Source organism: Pectinatus frisingensis (genome assembly GCF_015732285.1).
Classification (GTDB): Bacteria; Bacillota; Negativicutes; order Selenomonadales; family Selenomonadaceae; genus Pectinatus; species Pectinatus frisingensis.
The window spans coordinates 44,218-62,936 of record NZ_WIQU01000068.1 but is presented as its reverse complement, the minus strand read 5'-3'; the positions used below and the strand labels follow the sequence as shown (position 1 = coordinate 62,936).

Below are 18,719 nucleotides of genomic sequence, written 5' to 3'. Positions count from 1 at the left end.
TCGGAATTGGGGAAAGGTAAGAGGTGAACTGGTCATCATGTACCCTGACAGATTATTGGTATGACAGCTCTGGCAAAATGACGATTTATTAATTCTTTATTAACTATAATAGAAGACCTTATTTACGGACTTTTTTCATAAACCCGGCCAGTTTTAGTCAGGTTTTGTTTGCTGATTTCGACTGGAAAAGTTGAGTTATAAATTATTAAACATAGCATAATTCCGAAATGGTAATCAAACCATTTATCATGGAATTTTATGTCCTTTTGATGCTGTCCATATCATAAACCACTGCTCTGGTGTTAATTTGTATTTTAATGCCTTAAACATTCTTTTAATATGTGTTATTTTCCCAGAACCTGTTATTGGCACCAATTTTGCTGGATGTGATAACAACCATGAAAATGCTACTACATCGATAGAATCTGCCCCAATCTCATTCTTGATAATCATCAATACATTCTTTAACCTTTTTTCCGTTTCAGATGTTCCAGTGAGTATTCTGCCTCCAGCCAAAGGCGACCATATCATCGGATGTATTTTTTCTTTCATACAAAAGGCTACTGTTCCATTATCAATATTGTCTATATTTAAACAAGATAGCTCTATTTGATCAGTGATAAGTGGTACATTCACGTATGATTTAAGCATTTCATATTCATATGATGAATAATTAGAAACACCAAAGCTTTTAACTTTGCCGGATTTATATAACTTGTCGAATGCCCTTGCTACACCGTCCGGATCCATATAAGGATCCGGACGGTGTAAAAGCAATGTTTCTATTTCATCAATGTTCATGTTTTTCAATGACTTTTCTATCTGAGAAATAATATAATTTTCACTACTGTTATAGTATTTGACACGTGCTGTTGCCGAAGGGTAAACAATAGTGCATTTCGTTATTATTTCCATTTTCCTGCGTAATGATGGATCAGCTTTTATTGCTCTACCAAATAACTCTTCACAGGTATAATCTCCATATATATCAGCATTGTCCATTGTAGTAATGCCTAATTCCAAACATTCCCCTAGGAAATTGACCAATTCATTTGTTGACATATTCCATTTATTCAGTCGCCAAAACCCAAGCGCAATTCTGGAAAATTCTATATTGATACTCATTTTTATTCTTATATTATCCATAGATATTCACCTCTAATTATTCTTGCAATTCAACTTTACCAATCAAAACCTGTACATAATGTGTATGTATTCTATTGCAGAGTTACTTTTATACCAGTATCTGCTGCAATTTTCATTACTTTTTCAATCAATTTTGTATCGAGTTTTTTTATCTTGGTAATCTGATATTTCATTCCCAATCTTTTATATTTACCAACGCCTAATGTATGATACTGTATAAAATCAATTCTTTTTACACTTGATCCTAAAGTTTTTACAAAGTTAACCCTGCTTATTAAGTCCTCCCATGAATCATTAAATCCAGGAACAATAATTAACCTGACAATCATATCTTTCTTCAATTTTGCTATACGTTGTGCATTTTCTAGAATTATGCCATTATCGATGCCGGTAAAGGCAATATGGTTTTTAGTTTTATACGTCTTAATATCATAAAGTACAACATCCATGTGGTTAATAATATCTGATAAAATATCCCACTTAACAGCACCGGCTGTATCCAATGCTGTATTGATACCATATTGTCGGAGTTTTTGTGCTGCTTCAATCACAAATCGTGCCTGCAAAGCAGGTTCTCCGCCAGAAAATGTAGTTCCCCCGCCAGATTGACTGTAAAATACCTTATCGCGAAGTAATTTCTTTACTAAATCATCTGCAGTAATTTCCATGCCTATTTTCTCAAATGCTTCTTTAGGACAGATTTCCATGCATTCATCCAAATTTGTACACATTTCCCTATCAATTATGCATCCATTAGATGATAATGATATTGAATTATTTACTGCAGTATCCACACAAGAACCGCATCTCACACATCGATTCTCAAAATACATATACTTAGGAGACATATCCAAAAGTTCCGGATTAGAACACCATTTGCAGCGTAAATTACACCCTGACATAAATACAGTACTGCGAATACCCGGCCCATCTTTTATCGAATAACGCTGAATAGTCGAAATAATCCCTTTTTCTTCCATAAAATCACCAATTATTTTCCGTGCGGGCTATAATTGCATCCTGTGTTTCCGGCATCAATGATACAAACTGAGCACAGTAGCCAGCTACACGCACAATAAGATCCGTATAATTTTCAGGATATTTCTTGGCATCTAAAAGTGTCTTTGTTCCGACTACGTTAAATTGATTATGAAAGATACCCTTTAATACACTTGCTTCCAAAAAATCTATAAATTTATCAAGATTTTCATTACCAGCTAAAGTTCCTGGTGAAAATCTCATATTTAATAACTGACCTGCAGCTATTTTCTCATTAGGGAGTTTTGCAACCGAATTTATTACAGCCGTTGGCCCGTTTTTATCTGTACCTTGTGTTGGTGAGCATCCTTCATTCAGCGGGCTTCTGGCTGTTCTTCCATCTGGAGTTGCTCCTACAGCAAAACCATTTGGCACATATGATGTGATGTTGCTTGTAGACATCGTATAGCAACTTATTTCCGGACCTTTTCCATATCTATTTGTTTTATAATCAGGCAGTAGCTTTAAATAAGAGTTAAATACATCCTTGACAATATTATCAACATAATCTTCATCGTTCCCGAATTTAGGGACCTGCTTTACCAACTTATGGATATGCATGGCCTCTTTCCCTGTCCAATTTTCTTTAATAGCACTAAGAAGCTGATTCCATGTAATTTTTTTATCATCAAAAATCAGTTTTTTAATGACTGCCAATGCATTGCCAACAATTATCGGTCCTATATTGGACTGCGAAATAACATCATATTTAGCGCCGCCGTTTTTCAATGTTTTACCCAATTTCATACAATTGTCGACAAAACATGACGCAAACGGGTCCGAATCATAAAAAGCCAGCGAATTATCACAAATTCTATCGCAATCTACTGCAATATCGGAATAAAACCTTAATACTTTTTCCCATGCTTTCCAGACCTCATCATAATTATTATAATTAATACTGCTTCCTTGTTTTCCATTAATCTGCAGCATTTGTATGCCGGAATCCGGGTCGACACCATTATATAGCATAATTTCCAGCAGCTTACCCCAATTTACATAAGTCATGCCTGTTGACCGATGTCCATATTTACCCGGTATACCTATTTCAACACATCCGATTGCACAATAATCACGTGCATCTTTAGACGGGATTCCTAAATTTTCTAAACTTTTTATTATGACCTCATCATTAAACATGGATGGCATTCCACATCCTGTCCTAATAAGTTTAGCTGCTAAACGAACTAAAGACCGTGGTGTATTTTTATTATATCGCATAGAAAAGTTTGGTTCAGCCATTTTAGTCAAATTCATTGCTTCAATGCATAAATATGATAACTCATTCGTCCCATCACTACAATCTGGTTTATATCCGCTAATCATAAGATTTGAATAAAGGGGGTATCCTTGGGAAAACTTAGTATGTCCATACGGCCTGACTTTATTATTGCTGCTGTTCATCAAGAACAAGTGCGTTATTATTTCTAAAGCTTTTTCTTTAGTGATTGTTCCCTTTTGTATATCTCTTTCATAAAGGTTATACATATATTGATCAAAACGTCCATAGCAGAAAGAATGTCCATTACTTTCTATCATTTGTAAAATATGCACTAAATAGCAGGTTTCGCATCCTTCATAGAAATTCTGCACTGGCTGTTCCATTAAAGCTTCGCACATTTTTCCTATAACAAGAAGTTCTTGTTTTCTCGTTATATCCGTTTCAATTTCAGCCAATTTATATGCCAACGCTGAATAACGTTTAATAAAATGCAATGCACCTTCCAGAGATATAATAACAGCTTTATAAAAAGATTTATTTTCTTTTGTTAATGATTTATCTGACAGTTTCATTTTTGCCTCATTAAGAAACCAGCGTAAACCTTTTTGTAAAATCAATGCATAATCTGGGACAATGTGCCCATCCCCCGACATGGAAATACCACCGCGATGTAATATTCCTTGTTTTTCTGCCTGCAATATATATGTTGTAGTATTTTTCATGACTTCATCTTCATGGGTATTTCCATGCCAGTAAACTGCTATTTCTCGCAATTCTTGCTTTACCTGTGCTGAAATTTGAAATATATCACCTGAGCGTTGATCAAATTCATCCAGTTCATTAATAACCCAATCAATCGAATATTCTGGAAAAATTGGAGCAGCAAAATTACAGCTAGCTTGATTCCCAAAGATAAGACTATCTTTTTGTATATAAATCGTCATATGTTCGAGAATATATGCAAACGCCTCTGCTTTACGCAGGATATAGTCTTCACCTTCTGTTCTTCTAAAAGACTCTGTAATTAGCCGTGCTCTTTCACTGCATATACTTGCCCTTCTATTTTGCATAGTCTTTCTTAAACGATGAATTCTTTCTAAATCGATATCTTTTTCTTGCTGAGGAATAAATTCTAAAAACTCCATTTTATTTTCCCTTTCGTCACTAAATCATCAGCCTTTATATCCATTAATGTTTTTTTTATCGCATAAATTATTGCTAAATGAATATGGTAATAATTTCCTTAAGATTTCATTTTCATGTTGCAGCTCTATAATCTTATTTTTTAGTTTTTGGTAGGCCAGCACAGAAATCATTATTTTATCATCCTTATTAATATTATACTTCCCCCTATTAAGAGTCTAACTCTTCCTCACTTAAATTGGCATTAAGGCTTATTGTAATATTCCAAGTGCCGAACCTATAATACCGAATGCAAACATTCCAAAAATGACAGCAATAGGTGATACACCTTTTTTTAATATTTTCATACAGAGGAATGTCAATAAAAGCGACACCAAACCAGGTGCCAGCTGGTCTAAAATCGATTGAACAGTCGTTATTGCCATCGTACCATCCTGCTTAACAAATTCCGATACAATGATTGGTATATCAATATGTGTCCATTTTGTTATCAATGCTCCAATTACAAACAACCCTAAAATAGAAGCACCTTCTGTGAGTTTTTCTAACATATTCCCTTTTAAGTCTTCAAGAATATTAACACCTTTTTGGTAGCCAATTTTTAATGCAAACCACATAAGAGTTATGCGTATCACATTATAAATCACAAAAAACAAAATGGGACCTATTACATTCCCGGTTATTGCCATACTTGCCCCTACTGCAGCAATCATTGGACGAAGAGTTCCCCAAATAAGAGGATCTCCGACTCCTGCCAATGGTCCAATCAATCCGACTTTTACTGCATTGATCGTATTATCATCAATTTCTGCCCCATTTGCACGTTCTTCTTCCATCGCTATCGTTATGCCTAATATCGCATTAGATATAAATGGCGTAGTATTGTAAAAAACTAAATGACGCTTCAATGCTTTAACGATTTCCTCAGGTTTTCCTTTGTACAATCTTTTAATAATAGGCAGTAAGCTATGACAAAACCCCATAGCCTGCATCCTTTCAAAATTCCATCCAGCCAATAAGAACGTAGATAATACACAAGACCTTACTAAATCCTGTTTCGTTACTTTTATTTTTTCAGACATATTCATTTTCATAATTTTACCTCAAATTAATCTAGTTCATCCTCTGCGAGTATTTTTTTAGATGTATTATTCATATTTTTAAAAAAATACTTCGGATTCAATTGAATATAAGTAATAGCTATGATTGTACCAATAACACCAAATGCTACAAGATTTAAATTTGTAAATGCAGCTAATATAAAACCTAAAAACAGAAAAGTCATTAGATATTTTGCTTCCATCATATTAATAACGAGTGCATATCCGACAACTACGATAAATCCACCAGATACTTGCAATCCCTTGGTAATAAAAACTGGCAGTAAATCAAGCATATTTTGAAAAGTTCCTGTCCCAACAGCGGCTAATATCAAGTAAGCAGGTAATGCACCTCTAAGTGCCTGTAAAATTAATGGCAGTAAATTATTAATGGCAATACCAGCACAATTCCCATTATCAGCACATTTATCCGCTCTATGCTGGAAATATACAGGAAGTGCCCGCGTAATAACTCCAAGGATTTGTCCTGCTGCTGCAGCCGGTATAGCCATTGCTATGCCGGTGCCAATGCTTTGATGTCCCATAATAACAAGTATTGGTGCAATCAAGGATGCTAAAAGTGGATCTGGAGCCTGTGCAGCACCTACATTCATCCATCCCAGCGTTATCATTTCCAAAGTTCCTCCAATAATAGCACCAGTTGTAACATCTCCAAGTATTAATCCTAAAAGAGTGCACGTCGTAAGTGGGCGATAGAACGCAAACTGATCCATTACGCTATCCATTCCTCCAATTGCTGCTACAACTAAAATGGCAATTATTTGCCAAAAACTTATATCGTACATGTATACTCCTCCTTATGCATCATGTTAAAAGTTTATTTTTTCCGCCAAATCTATTTTCTTATCCGTTGGAAGCGTTCTAATTTCAAGTTCTATGCCTAAATTATGCATTTTTTTGAAATATTCAATATCTTCATTACTTAAACTAACTGATTTCGTAACCATCTGTTTTCCCTCACGGTACGGCATGCCTCCTACATTTATACATCTAATAGCTACACCTCCTTCCATTAATTTAAAAGCATCTTTCGGATTTTGAAACAGCAGCATGACCTTCATAGAATTATATTTGGGATTGTTATATACTTTCACAGCCTTTCCCAAACTAATAACATTAGCCTTTATTCCTGGCGGTACCGCTTTCACCAAAAGTGTACTGCGAAGCTCATCATCTGCCACTTCATCTGAACAAATCAAAATCCTTTCACATTTTGAAAAACGTGACCAATTAATTGCCACTTGCCCATGAATCAGTCTTTCATCTACCCTTGCAAGAACAATATCCATTACAAATCATCCTCCTCTGCAGGTTTTACCAAAATTTCCTGCGATGTTTTTATACCGGCATCACCACTGCTTTGTGCTGTAACTAATAAATCCATTATATTAGCTGTTGTCATTCTCTGGAAAATAGTTTCTAACAGCATCGGCATATTCACGCCTGTCACAACCTGGATCTTATTATTCGAAAAAGCTTTTTCCAATGCCACATTGAATGGGCTCCCATTGAAAAGATCTACAAAAATCAGCAATCCATCCGCAGTATCCAACTTATCTATTGCCCTATCATATTTCCCATGCAGTTCGGTTATACTTTCTCCAGGCTGAAAAGCAACACATTCAATATTATTTATTTCTCCACAAAACATTTTTGCAGAATTGACAATCTCACTGCAAAAATTACCATGCGTGCTGACAATAATTCCTATCAAAACAATTCCTCCTCAATTACAGAAATGTAACAAAATCAAATAAATATTGCTTAATAACTATATATTTTAACAAGCTCACCAAAAGAATAATTGACTATTTTGGTAAGCTTGTTTCTATGAAGAAATTTTATTACAACCTATAAAATTTACTTTTTATAATTATTATTCCTTTAACCCCAAGACAACCGGCGTAGAACGGAAACCCACGCCCATACGGTCTATACCCATATCAATAAGCTGCAGGAAGTGTTCTCTGGTACGTATACAACCACTGCCTTTAATTTTAATGCGGCCATTGCAGGTATCAATCATTACTTTAATAATTTCCGGTGCAGCCCCATGGTTTTCATGCCCGGTCAAAAAGCCCGTACTAGTTTTGACGAAATCAGCTTTTGCTGCGATAGCACATTCACAAGCCTTTTTTACTTCATCTACTGTAAGTGCATCCGTCTCAAAAATGACCTTAACTTTTGTATTATACTCATGACAAGCTTCTGCAACCGCTGCGATGTCCTTCGTCACATCATCCCATTTGCCGCTGCGCATCCAGCCAAAATTTGCTACGATATCAAGCTCCTTAATTTCCCAATGGCTGCAATATTCACGCGCCTGCAGGACTTTAGATGCAGTCGTGCTGGTACCGAACGGAAAATCGCATACTACACAAATTGCCGTATCTGTTCCTTTAGTGAGCTTGGCAGCTATGGGTAAAGACGACGGATTAATGCAGACTGTCGCACATCCAACATCAACACCTTCCTGAATATAACGGTGAATATCATCTTCTGTAAATTCCGGTTTCAATACAGACTGATCAATATAGGCCGCTAATTCCTTAACAGTCATTTTACTTGCTTTTTTTGTTGGTTTCATTACTATTATCCTCTCTTTATAATAAATGTATGATACAATTCATATGTTTATTATAAATGGTTTATTTTATTATTGCAAGTGTATTTTAAAATTTTACATTACCCATCCACTTGATGAATACAGCAAATTAATGTAAACTGAATATCAGACGAAGTCAGGTTAAAACCATACGGGAGGTAAAAATTTGGACATTGATTATTTTAAAAACACGTTTCATTTTTCTATAGAAAAAAACATTCCCTTATATGAACAATTGGCTTCTTATATAAAAATCCAAATACAGTCAGGCGTTTTAAAACCCAATGATCAGATGATACCAGAAAATGATCTATGCAGAGTACTAAATATCAGCCGGACAACTGTGCGTCAATGCATGAATCGTCTTGTGGAAGAGGGACTGCTTATTCGTCAGCGTGGCAGGGGATCCTTTATTTCTAATCCAAAACTTAAACGAAATATAAATTACTTATACAATTTTACGGAAAATATCCGCAGCATCGGTTCTGTTCCAACTTCTATCATTTTGATAAAAGAAGTAATTGACATAACGGATAAACAATTGATTGCCTCTCTGCAATTACCCGAAAACGCTCCCAAGGCGTTCCATCTGCTCAGGTTGCGATGTGCTGACAACACTCCGCTTCTTTTAGAAAATACATATATACCATATTATCTCTGCGATGGAATCGAACAATTTAATTTTGAAGCGATTTCCCTGTATGATACATTAACTAACCAATACTCACTTAACTTGTATCATGCATCAGAAACGATTGAAGCTATTATAATCAAAGGTGCTACCGCCAAACTCTTAAAATGCACTTCAAGTATTCCTGGTTATCAAATCGAACGTATATCCCATTTAGATTCCGGTTATGTATTTGAGCTGACAACTTCGACCACCAGAGCTGACAAATGCGTATTTCGCCTAGAATTATATAAAAACACGCTTTCGAGTAAAAATAAACTGGACTTTCAGCGTACTATGCATGTGTAAAAGTATAATAAAATAAATCCTATCTGGGTCTATGAAAAAATCTTCGTAAAGAAATTTTCTATCAAAGTTATAAGGTCCTCTATGGTACAATCTAATTATAGAAGGCCTTTTTATCATGGCAAAGCAGCGTAAAAAAATTCACAAGATTGAGATGATTGATGGGCAGGGGTTATGAAGCGAACAGGAATAAGATGCTACCAAAGTTAAAGATTGGCAAGGCAATAAACTATGCATATTTAAACCAAAACAATCTACAAACTTATCTTGAAGACGGTCGGTGTGACATATTCAATAGTCTTGCTGAAAACAGTATCAGGCCTTCGCGGTGGGAAGGAAGAACTGACTATTTTCCGGGTCACCTAAAGGGGCACGGGTAAGTGCCGCAGTATACAGCATTATTGAAACCTGTAAGGCAAATAAAATAGATGCTTATAAATATCTCATTTATCTGTTTGAGCATTTACCGACATTACCGCTCATCCATGATCCGAAACTTATTGATGGATATCTTCCATGGAGTGCAGATATTCAAAATAACTGCAAGTAAAATTTTGGCAGCTATTACCGTATTTTTAGTATATGGTAATGGCTGCCTTTTTTCTATCCATTGCTTTATTGAGCGCTTATGATATATCTATTGTATCAAAGTGGAACCCAATAGACTTTATAATGCGAAGGTGCGGTCTGCATGGAAGGAGGATAGCATATAATGAAGTTCGCAAAAGAGAATAGGAAAAACCATCGGTAACTCCGAAAAAGGTAAGTGCCCAAACAAACCCAAAAGGAGTTGAAAACCGATGGCTTACTCCCATTCTAACGTACCTTTGGAAAAAATGCTATTACAATTCATGACCGAAGACGATCCCCTGCTTGCTATGCTCAAGTGGCTTTGCGAAAAACTCATGGAAGCCGAAGTGGATGCAAAAATTAATGCTGCCAAGTCGGAAAGAACCGATGAACGGTCTGGATACCGTTCCGGCTATCGTGTACGCCGCTATGATACTCGCCTGGGAACCATGTATTTATTCGTTCCGAAACTAAGAAAAGGCGGCTATATTCCTTTTTTCGTCACAGAGAAAAAACGCTCAGAAATGGCGCTCCTGCAGGTTATTCAGTAAGCCTATGTATGGTGTTTCCACCCGTAAAATTGAAAAACCGGGCAAAAGTTTAGGCATTGATTCGATCTCCTGCAGCCAAGTATCACAGATCACTAAAGAGCTTAATGATCAGGTTCAAACTTTTCGAACCAGACCGCTAAAGAATATCTATCCGGTACTATGGGTGGATGCTTTATATGAAAAAATTCGCTATGATCACCGAGTACAAAACATGGCGGTAGCGATCGTAATCGGTCTGGACGAAACGGGTCACCGCGATGTATTAGCCGTTGAGCCGATGCAGGAGGGATCCAAATGCACCTATAAAGCTGTATTTGAAAAGCTCAAACAACGAGGTCTGGAAAATGCGTGGTTAGTCGTTTCCGATGCCCATAAGGGCCTGGTAAAAGCGATCAATGAATCTTTTTTGCAATGTGCTTGGCAGCGGTGTAAAGTCCATTTCATGCGAAATATCCTGGCTCATATTCCGGCAAAGAAAAAAGCCTGGTTTGTCGGAAGGCTAAAACAAATTTGGCTGCAACCTGATTACGACAGCGCCAGGGAATATGCTCATTCTTTCATAGAATCTGTTGGAAAATCTTATCCGGAAGCGACAGCCGTTTTAGAAGATGGCCTAGAGGATTCACTGCAGTTTTATGATTTTACCCCAATAGACTTTCGTAAAATTGCTTCTAACAATATATTGGAGCGACTCAATCGGGAAATTCGCCGCCAGACAACTGTCGTAGGAATTTTCCCCAGTATGGATTCTTATATCCGGCTGGTTACGACATACCTGATCGAATACAGCGAAGACTGGTCAATGAGTCACTGCTATATTAAGCCGGATACACTGCAACAGGTTCAAGAAAAAAGGCAAAAATCGGTCGCTTAATCTCTTCGGAGTTACCTTGAATTTTGCGAACTACTATTGACACTAACATATATAATCTACAATATGCAATAAAGCCTTTAAATTAAGGAAAATCTTAGAAATTATTTTTTTATTAAAACACAATAAACACATTATGCAATACAAATATCATTTATTTATTATTAAAATGATATTTGTATTGCATAATGCGTTTTCTTATGATAGAATGATTTACAAGAAATATTTAACTGAAAATTTTGTATTTCTTATAAATCATAAAATATATTATTTTATGATATAATAAATTTAGCATTTATGAAAGGATCGATGAAAAAATGCCACAAATGGATATCGGTATCATCGGTATGGCAGTGATGGGCAGCAATCTTGCTCTAAATATGGCCGATCATGGCTTTAAAGTTGCTGCATATAACCGTACAGCCATATTGACAAAAGAAGTTATTGAAAAAAACCCCAACAAAAATATGACTGGATTTTACACTTTAGCTGACTTTATCAATTCTTTACAACATCCTCGCAAAATAATGCTTATGATAAAAGCCGGCAAACCCGTTGATATGGTAATAGACGAATTATTGCCATATCTTGATAGGGGAGACATCATAATTGACGGTGGTAATTCTTATTTTGAGGACACGATCCGCCGTCATGCCTTCCTTCAGGAAAAAGATATAAATTATTTTGGTGTGGGCATATCCGGCGGTGAAAAAGGTGCCAGGTTCGGCCCCTCCATAATGCCGGGCGGTAATAAAAACGCTTATTCACAAATCCAGCCTATTTTAGAAGCAATTTCCGCCCATGTCGGCAGTGAACCATGTTGCACTTATATTGGTGAAAACGGTGCCGGCCATTATGTAAAGATGGTTCATAACGGCATTGAATATGCGGATATGCAGCTTATAGCAGAAGCGTATTTAATATTACATTATATCGGTGGATTTGATAATAAAAAACTCTCACAAATTTTTCATGAATGGAATGAAGGTGAACTTCACAGTTATTTAATTGGTATCACTGCTGACATTTTTGCTGAAGATGATCCACAAGGCGGCCAAGTCATCGATAAAATCATCGATAGTGCCGGACAAAAAGGTACCGGTCGCTGGACAAGCATCCAGTCACTAAAGCAGGGTGTTGACATATCAATGATAACTGCCGCCTGTAATACTCGCGTAGTTTCAAACCTGATAGACGATCGGCAAAGAGCCGCCAATGAAATCAACATTCCCACCTGTGCAAAAAATCTCCCTGACAATTTTATTGAAGAAGTAAGAAAGAGTCTCTATGTTGCTAAAATAATTGCTTATGCCCAAGGTTTTTCACTATATCGTTCAGCCTGTAAAAATTACAATTGGCAACTCAATTTTGCTAAAATTGCTGCCATTTTCCGAGCCGGCTGCATTATACAAGCTGAATTTCTAAATAAAATTACCCTCGCCTACGAAAAAAATGAAAATTTATCCAACTTGATGTTTGATGAATTTTTCCTTGATAATATAAATACTAATCAATCCAGTTTACGCCGCATTATCTGCCTGGCTGTGAATAATGGTATTCCTATCCCGGCATTTTCCAATGCTCTGCAGTATATAGATGCTCACCGCAGTCCCAAAATAGGTGCCAATCTCATCCAAGCCCAGCGTGATTATTTTGGTGCTCATACTTTTGAAAGAATTGATAAACCGGGAACCTTCCATCATGAATGGCAAGAGCACTACAGTAAATAATATAAAATATGAGTGATGACGATGACAAAAGAAGCTATAAATCAACTGCCTATATTGCGCAGTTCCTACAATAATCTCACCAAATCAGAACAACATATAGCAGATTATCTGCTTGCCAACACTAAAGATTTTATTGATCAGACAGTATCCGAGATTGCCAATAATACACACAGCTCAGAAATAACTGTATCTCGGTTCTGCAAAAAACTTGGATTCAATGGTCTGCAGGCATTAAAGATTTCTCTTGCGAGAGAAATCTTCTCTCCAGACGAAACTATTTATAGGGATATAAACATTGATGATACCTATGACATAATAGCCGGAAAAATTTTCCAAAACATATCGGACGGGTTGCAGGATACATTAAAACTCTTGAATTTTAATGACGTAAAACATGCCGTTACTTTACTAAGCAGTGCCAAACGTATTGTTGCTTACGGATTCGGCAATTCTGCCACCATCTGCCGCGATATTGAAACAAGGTTTATTCGTTTTGGTATACCGGTCCAAGCCTATTCAGACTCACATCAGCAATTCACTTCAGCATCACTTTTATCAAAAGATGATGTGGTCATCGCCGTATCCCATACCGGGGCGTCAATTGAACTTTTGGAATCAGTGAGGATTGCCAAGCAAAGTACTGCCCAAGTTATTGCCATCACCAGTTACAATCATTCTCCTTTATCTAAATTGGCTGACATTACGCTGACTGGTATGGGCCGCGAAGTTCGTTATCGTTCGGAGGCAATGGCATCAAGACTTGTGCATATCGCCATTGTTGATATTTTATACACGGGGATAGCTATGAAAAACCATGCTTCCTATGTAGACAATATTAAAAAGATGCGCCGTGTAATCGCTAAAAAACGTCTTTAACATTCCTTTCAACTAAGTAAATAATCAAAAATATCCTCCCGTACCGGTGTCATCAGTTCATAGACAATTTTGAATCCGTTAAAACGCGGCGCCGGCACTGGTCTCCCTACAGCATGTATATCACCAAGGAAATAAAATTCCTTGGTGTTTTTATCTTCATACGGTTTCCTAATAAATAAAAACAAGCGATTATTCTCATTATCAGCGTTATAAATATGTCTGGCATCCGGGGAATCAATCCTTCTGTTTAATTTAGAATAGGCCGTTATCCGTTGATCCGATAAAAATTTATTGGCATATGCCACACGTTTGGCATCCGCTTTTATATAGTTAATAAATACCGGTATTGTGCGAGTATTTTTTTCATAAAAGTATCCGGCCATGGCATTGGGATTTATTTTATGCGGCCAATTTAACAGCCAACAGACTTCTTCATATGTATATTTTTGATAAAGACACAGGTCTGTTTCTGCATAAGTATCATAATAATTATTTTGATAATTATTTCTTGCATAAGCCAGTACATCAATTAATTCATTTTTAAAAGCCTCATTTTTCAAACATGCACGAAAAACATCAGAAATCACATATTTACTGCCTGTTTGCTTAATAAATACACAATGTCGATATTTCTCTTTTTCATTACTGATAGTAAAAACATTGGTCATATTATTTATCACAGATCTTTTGACTGTGTCCGACAATCCTATATTATATTGCTGTGCTAAAACAGCTGTCAATGTAATGAATATGTCTTCTTTTTCTTCAAGTAGTATCTGCAATAATTCTATTTCATATATTCTTTTTCCATAGGCGAAACGTTTGCAAATGAATTGTAATATTTCTTCCTGTGCATCCGTCAGAATAATATTATAATTTGGTTCATATTTTTGCAAAAATGCGTGATATGAACCAAATTTATCCCAATAACGCATAATGTCTATCGTACCAAAATAAGAAAAATCATTTATTTGCGGAATTTTTCCCAGTTTATTTTTTAAGTTTTCATAGGCTTTCTTCAACAATGACACATCATTTAAATGGGCCTTATCAATCGCCTCATAAATGCGTTTTCTGGCAATTGTATCGAAGTTTACTGTTGAAGGTCCATATAAAATATTTTTGCCGTCACTGATACAGCGCCGCATATTATCTTTATTGTAAGAATTGTCTCCAAACAGCGCTATCGGAATCATAAAGTTATTACTATAATTACCAATAAAATCAAGAACTACTAAGTAATCCTTTCCTTTTTCTTTACGCAGCCCCCGTCCCAGTTGCTGTACAAACACAATTGGTGATTTTGTCGGACGCAGCATAATTATCTGATTTACCGCAGGAATATCGACACCTTCATTAAAAATATCAACAGAAAATATATAATCCAGCCCTCCCTGTCGTTCAGGCTGCTCCAGTCGACTGATGGCATCATTTCTACTGCCTTGCGTATCAATTCCGGATAAAGCAATCGTACAGAACCCTCGTTCGTTAAATTTGTGTGAAAGTTCCGCTGCCTCATCCACCGTTCGGCAGAATACCAATCCCCTTAATCGTTCCCCACTGTATCCATAAAATCCGGCTTGTTCTATTATATGCTGCACACGCTGTTCACTGACCAAATTACTAAAATGCGTATTATCATCAACAATCATTCCGGCAACTTCAATATCCGCTATACCAAAATAATGAAAAGGACATAGCAGATTTTCCTGCATCGCTTCTTGTAAGCGTATTTCATAAGCAATATTATTATCAAACAACTTATATATATCAAAGTCGTCGGTTCTTTCTGGTGTTGCCGTCATGCCAAGCATAAATCGCGGCCTAAAGTAACTGATGACTTTTTGATAGCTTTTAGCTCCGGCACGATGTGTTTCATCAATTATTATATACTCGAAATGTGTGGGGGAAAACTGCCTCATAATATCATCTTTAGCCAGCATATTTATAGTTGCAAAAACATAATCCGCATTTATATTTTTTTCACTGCCCGATAAAAACCCAGTATCAATTTTTCCTAATATTTTCCTGTAACTTTTTTCAGCCTGCAGCAAAATCTGTTCCCGATGCGCTATAAATAATACATGCCGTGAATTACTTTCCTTTATTGCAAAAGCACTCAAAAAAGTTTTCCCCGTTCCTGTTGCAGAAATCAACAGTGCCTTTTTCTTCCCGTCATAATAGAGTTTTTTTATTTTTGTCAATACTCGCATCTGCATTGCATTGGGTCTTATAATAGAATCAATATCAGTCGATATTGATTGTCGCATTTTATATATTTTTTTTAATGAAAGAAATTTTTGCTGATATAGTTTTAACCATTCAGCAGAAATTTCCTGTCCTGCATCCCATAGTGCAGCAAACTCACTATTCAGTTTCCTGGCAAGGTCTCCCTGACTGGTACAAGTAAACTTTATGTTCCATTCCTGATTAGCTTTAAATGCCTCCTGTGTGATATTAGAACTACCTATCAGATAAGTTATCTTATCTGATGCTAAAAATGCATACCCTTTAATATGAAAATTATTTTTGGTATATACTCGTACAGTGACATTAGGCAATTTATTTATCTGTGCCAATGTCCGCGGATCATTGAATGCGAGATAATCAGTAGTCAATATCTGGCCTTTTACTCCACTTATCTGTAATCTCTTCAAACTATCCTTAAGCATTATCAAGCCACTTTGTGTAATAAAGGCAACAGCGAAACGAAAACACTCACAACTATCCAACAACTTTTCAATACAGCCAATAACAGACATTCCTTTTTTTATATCATTATTAACAAGCTTTACTTTAAGTCCTTCTTGTGAGACAATAGTTGCATCGATAAACGAGGCTGCTGCAGCTTTTATTATTTCTTCCATAATTTTCTCCTAAAATTATTAATTGATATAGACTATTATATACCAATTAATAGTCTGATAACATTTTTACTAATTGATAATTTTATTGTAAATTTCTTGACATTTTGATTAAATGGTTGTATATTTTTAATTAGAAATTAGCACTCACCAATCGAGAGTGCTAATAAATTATCTGCTAGGCACTTTGTTCAATAGAGGAGGTGCTGTCATGATTGACAAAAGGAAACAACGTATATTGCAGGCTATTATTGATGATTATATTTCAACGGCCGAACCTATTGGTTCAAGGACTATTGCCAGGAAGTATAATCTTGGTATAAGCCCTGCTACGATACGGAATGAAATGGCAGATTTGGAGCTTTTAGGATATATTGAACATCTTCATACTTCATCAGGTCGTATCCCCTCGTCGAAGGGATACCGTTTTTACGTGGATGATTTACTCACACCAACTGAGTTATCCAATAAAGAAACAAACCTGATTGAGCAGTGGTATAATACAAAAGTGCAGCGCTTGGAAGGTGTATTTCGCGAAACAGCCAAAATAATTTCTTATCTGACCAACAATATATCAATGGTTATAACACCTCAGCTCGCCGAAGCCACTTTCAGTTATATAAAATTTGTTGCATTGGATGACAATCATGTAGTTGCTGCTATAATGAGTGACAGCGGTTATATTGAAAATAAGATAATTGATATGCCCGCCGGTACATCATTTACCGATTTCGAACAAATTGCCGCTGGTTTGAATAACTATCTGTCCGGTAAAAAAATAGGTGAAATCAGCATGAATGAAATTCATAAGATGCGCTCGCAAATGATTGACACTGCTGTTTTCAATAAAGTGGTAAATATTATTGACCATGCCATGGCCGGTAAAAAGCGTAATCAGATTTACACCGAAGGAACACCACAGCTGCTGGATCAACCGGAATTTCATGATATAAATAAAGTCAAGAGCATACTGCTTATGCTGGAAGAAGAACCTATCCTGCGTGACATTCTTAATACCCAGGATTCCAAGGCCAACCTTGTGATAACTATCGGTCAGGAAAATAAATACAGCAGCATCCAGGATTGCAGTGTAATAAGAGCTACTTATCATCTGGCCGGCGAACAGCTTGGCACTATTGCCGTACTCGGACCGACTCGTATGGAATACAGTAAGGTAATTGCTTTACTGAAATTCATGAATGATAATCTAGCTCATATTTTAAAAAGATTTTTATAGATATTTCATAGATACTATTAAAGAGATGAGGTTAAATATGCCATACATTAAAGACGACATGAAAAAAAAGGACAGCGAAAAGTTAGATGACATGAAAAAAGAAATCTATGAAGCTGTATCGGCAGAAGCTCAAAAATTGTCGGATGAAAACAAACATACTGAAGAAAATCAGCAAAACCCCGCAGTTGAAAAGACAGCGGATGATGAAGCTGATAAAAAATCTGCCGACATCGATTCTTTGATGGCCCAACTTGCCGCAGATAAAAAGTCTTTGGCGGAAGCTGATGATCGTTTCAAACGACTGCAGGCTGATTTTACTAATTTTCGACGCCGCAGTACTCAGGAAAAATCTGAAATTGCCGATGTTGTCTTGCAAGGTTTAATTAAGGACATGCTGCCTATTCTTGACAATTTTGAACGGGCATTGGCAGTTGAGGGTGATGATATTGATGCTTTAAAAAAGGGCATTAAAATGGTCTTTACCCAATTTAATGAAGTCCTCGTCAAAAATGGTCTTGAAACCATAAAAACCACAGGTGAAAAATTTGATCCCAATTTTCATCAGGCTGTGATGCGTGTGCAAGATGCCGAAAAAGAAGACAATACGATTGAACAGGAACTGCAAAAGGGATATACAGTACGTGGCCGGGTAATACGTCCATCAATGGTAAAAGTTGTTTCCAATTAACATTATCCATTTCCCCATCAAGGGTAGAAAATCATTTTGGTGGTTTGACTTGTTTGGGGAATCATTCAATAAGCAATATTT

At 36.3% G+C, this 18,719-nt stretch carries 16 protein-coding genes and 1 pseudogene; 8 read left to right on the top strand and 9 right to left on the bottom strand.

The genetic code is table 11. The features are described from left to right. Positions 1-246: 246 nt before the first annotated feature. The 8 genes from I6751_RS13280 to deoC form a co-directional block, all read right to left on the bottom strand. Entirely contained in the window at positions 247-1,146 is a 900-nt protein-coding gene (locus tag I6751_RS13280; protein ID WP_196592008.1) for an aldo/keto reductase, read from the bottom strand. A gap of 71 nt (positions 1,147-1,217) precedes the next feature. Continuing rightward, positions 1,218-2,126, bottom strand: coding sequence for a glycyl-radical enzyme activating protein (locus I6751_RS13275; protein WP_196592007.1), 909 nt, complete (start codon positions 2,124-2,126; stop codon positions 1,218-1,220). 4 nt (positions 2,127-2,130) lie between these two features. Continuing rightward, the gene (locus I6751_RS13270; protein WP_196592006.1) at positions 2,131-4,551 is read right to left on the bottom strand and encodes a glycyl radical protein; all 2,421 of its coding nucleotides are present in this window, start codon (positions 4,549-4,551) and stop codon (positions 2,131-2,133) included. Between the two features lie 249 nt (positions 4,552-4,800). After that, a complete protein-coding gene (locus tag I6751_RS13265) occupies positions 4,801-5,643 on the bottom strand; it encodes a PTS system mannose/fructose/sorbose family transporter subunit IID (RefSeq protein ID WP_330998640.1) in 843 nt (280 codons plus the stop codon). Between the two features lie 14 nt (positions 5,644-5,657). Beyond that, positions 5,658-6,455 carry a PTS mannose/fructose/sorbose transporter subunit IIC gene (locus I6751_RS13260; protein WP_196592005.1) on the bottom strand — a complete coding sequence of 266 codons (798 nt, stop codon included), beginning with the start codon at positions 6,453-6,455 and terminating at the stop codon, positions 5,658-5,660. Positions 6,456-6,479: 24 nt separating this feature from the next. Next, complete coding sequence (locus I6751_RS13255) at positions 6,480-6,959, bottom strand: PTS system mannose/fructose/N-acetylgalactosamine-transporter subunit IIB (protein ID WP_196592004.1); 480 nt, start codon at positions 6,957-6,959, stop codon at positions 6,480-6,482. Beyond that, positions 6,959-7,384 (bottom strand): PTS sugar transporter subunit IIA, encoded by a 426-nt coding sequence (locus I6751_RS13250; RefSeq protein ID WP_196592003.1) that lies wholly within the window; start codon positions 7,382-7,384, stop codon positions 6,959-6,961. The genes I6751_RS13255 and I6751_RS13250 overlap by 1 nt, the downstream gene beginning before the upstream one ends. 162 nt (positions 7,385-7,546) lie before the next feature. Then, the gene (gene deoC / locus I6751_RS13245) at positions 7,547-8,257 is read right to left on the bottom strand and encodes a deoxyribose-phosphate aldolase (RefSeq protein WP_196592002.1); all 711 of its coding nucleotides are present in this window, start codon (positions 8,255-8,257) and stop codon (positions 7,547-7,549) included. A 184-nt stretch (positions 8,258-8,441) separates the two neighbouring features. Here deoC and I6751_RS13240 point away from each other — a divergent pair, with 184 nt between their 5' ends. From I6751_RS13240 to I6751_RS13215, 6 genes and pseudogenes are all read left to right on the top strand, one after another. Continuing rightward, entirely contained in the window at positions 8,442-9,254 is an 813-nt protein-coding gene (locus tag I6751_RS13240; RefSeq protein WP_196592001.1) for a GntR family transcriptional regulator, read from the top strand. Positions 9,255-9,412: 158 nt separating this feature from the next. Then, a complete protein-coding gene (locus I6751_RS14160) occupies positions 9,413-9,631 on the top strand; it encodes an IS66 family transposase (protein WP_414153188.1) in 219 nt (72 codons plus the stop codon). A gap of 17 nt (positions 9,632-9,648) precedes the next feature. After that, positions 9,649-9,801: a transposase domain-containing protein gene (locus I6751_RS14155; RefSeq protein ID WP_196592009.1), complete on the top strand. Its 153-nt coding sequence runs from the start codon at positions 9,649-9,651 to the stop codon at positions 9,799-9,801. 250 nt (positions 9,802-10,051) lie between these two features. Continuing rightward, positions 10,052-11,246: pseudogene (locus I6751_RS13225) on the top strand (IS256 family transposase). A 314-nt stretch (positions 11,247-11,560) separates the two neighbouring features. Then, positions 11,561-12,973, top strand: coding sequence for a decarboxylating NADP(+)-dependent phosphogluconate dehydrogenase (gene gnd, locus I6751_RS13220; protein WP_182186512.1), 1,413 nt, complete (start codon positions 11,561-11,563; stop codon positions 12,971-12,973). Positions 12,974-12,994: 21 nt separating this feature from the next. After that, positions 12,995-13,849, top strand: coding sequence for a MurR/RpiR family transcriptional regulator (locus tag I6751_RS13215; protein WP_182186514.1), 855 nt, complete (start codon positions 12,995-12,997; stop codon positions 13,847-13,849). 8 nt (positions 13,850-13,857) lie between these two features. On the opposite strand, the gene I6751_RS13210 is transcribed toward I6751_RS13215, so the two are convergent. Further along, positions 13,858-16,716: a DUF3427 domain-containing protein gene (locus I6751_RS13210; RefSeq protein ID WP_196590101.1), complete on the bottom strand. Its 2,859-nt coding sequence runs from the start codon at positions 16,714-16,716 to the stop codon at positions 13,858-13,860. Between the two features lie 208 nt (positions 16,717-16,924). Between I6751_RS13210 and hrcA the strand changes: the two genes are divergently transcribed. Both hrcA and grpE read left to right on the top strand, forming a co-directional pair. After that, positions 16,925-17,950, top strand: a complete 1,026-nt coding sequence (gene hrcA, locus I6751_RS13205) for a heat-inducible transcriptional repressor HrcA (RefSeq protein ID WP_196590100.1) — start codon at positions 16,925-16,927, stop codon at positions 17,948-17,950. Positions 17,951-17,987: 37 nt separating this feature from the next. Next, entirely contained in the window at positions 17,988-18,638 is a 651-nt protein-coding gene (grpE, locus tag I6751_RS13200) for a nucleotide exchange factor GrpE (protein ID WP_196590099.1), read from the top strand. The last annotated feature ends 81 nt before the right edge of the window (positions 18,639-18,719 follow it).

What these genes read in the sequence shown, in the direction of transcription:
- I6751_RS13280 (WP_196592008.1), bottom strand. Translation starts at nt 1,146, where the DNA reads ATGGATAATATAAGAATAAAAATGAGTATCAATATAGAATTTTCCAGA.
- I6751_RS13275 (WP_196592007.1), bottom strand. Translation starts at nt 2,126, where the DNA reads ATGGAAGAAAAAGGGATTATTTCGACTATTCAGCGTTATTCGATAAAA.
- I6751_RS13270 (WP_196592006.1), bottom strand. Translation starts at nt 4,551, where the DNA reads ATGGAGTTTTTAGAATTTATTCCTCAGCAAGAAAAAGATATCGATTTA.
- I6751_RS13265 (WP_330998640.1), bottom strand. Translation starts at nt 5,643, where the DNA reads ATGAAAATGAATATGTCTGAAAAAATAAAAGTAACGAAACAGGATTTA.
- I6751_RS13260 (WP_196592005.1), bottom strand. Translation starts at nt 6,455, where the DNA reads ATGTACGATATAAGTTTTTGGCAAATAATTGCCATTTTAGTTGTAGCA.
- I6751_RS13255 (WP_196592004.1), bottom strand. Translation starts at nt 6,959, where the DNA reads ATGGATATTGTTCTTGCAAGGGTAGATGAAAGACTGATTCATGGGCAA.
- deoC (WP_196592002.1), bottom strand. Translation starts at nt 8,257, where the DNA reads ATGAAACCAACAAAAAAAGCAAGTAAAATGACTGTTAAGGAATTAGCG.
- I6751_RS14160 (WP_414153188.1), top strand. Translation starts at nt 9,413, where the DNA reads ATGGGCAGGGGTTATGAAGCGAACAGGAATAAGATGCTACCAAAGTTA.
- gnd (WP_182186512.1), top strand. Translation starts at nt 11,561, where the DNA reads ATGCCACAAATGGATATCGGTATCATCGGTATGGCAGTGATGGGCAGC.
- I6751_RS13215 (WP_182186514.1), top strand. Translation starts at nt 12,995, where the DNA reads ATGACAAAAGAAGCTATAAATCAACTGCCTATATTGCGCAGTTCCTAC.
- I6751_RS13210 (WP_196590101.1), bottom strand. Translation starts at nt 16,716, where the DNA reads ATGGAAGAAATAATAAAAGCTGCAGCAGCCTCGTTTATCGATGCAACT.
- hrcA (WP_196590100.1), top strand. Translation starts at nt 16,925, where the DNA reads ATGATTGACAAAAGGAAACAACGTATATTGCAGGCTATTATTGATGAT.
- grpE (WP_196590099.1), top strand. Translation starts at nt 17,988, where the DNA reads ATGCCATACATTAAAGACGACATGAAAAAAAAGGACAGCGAAAAGTTA.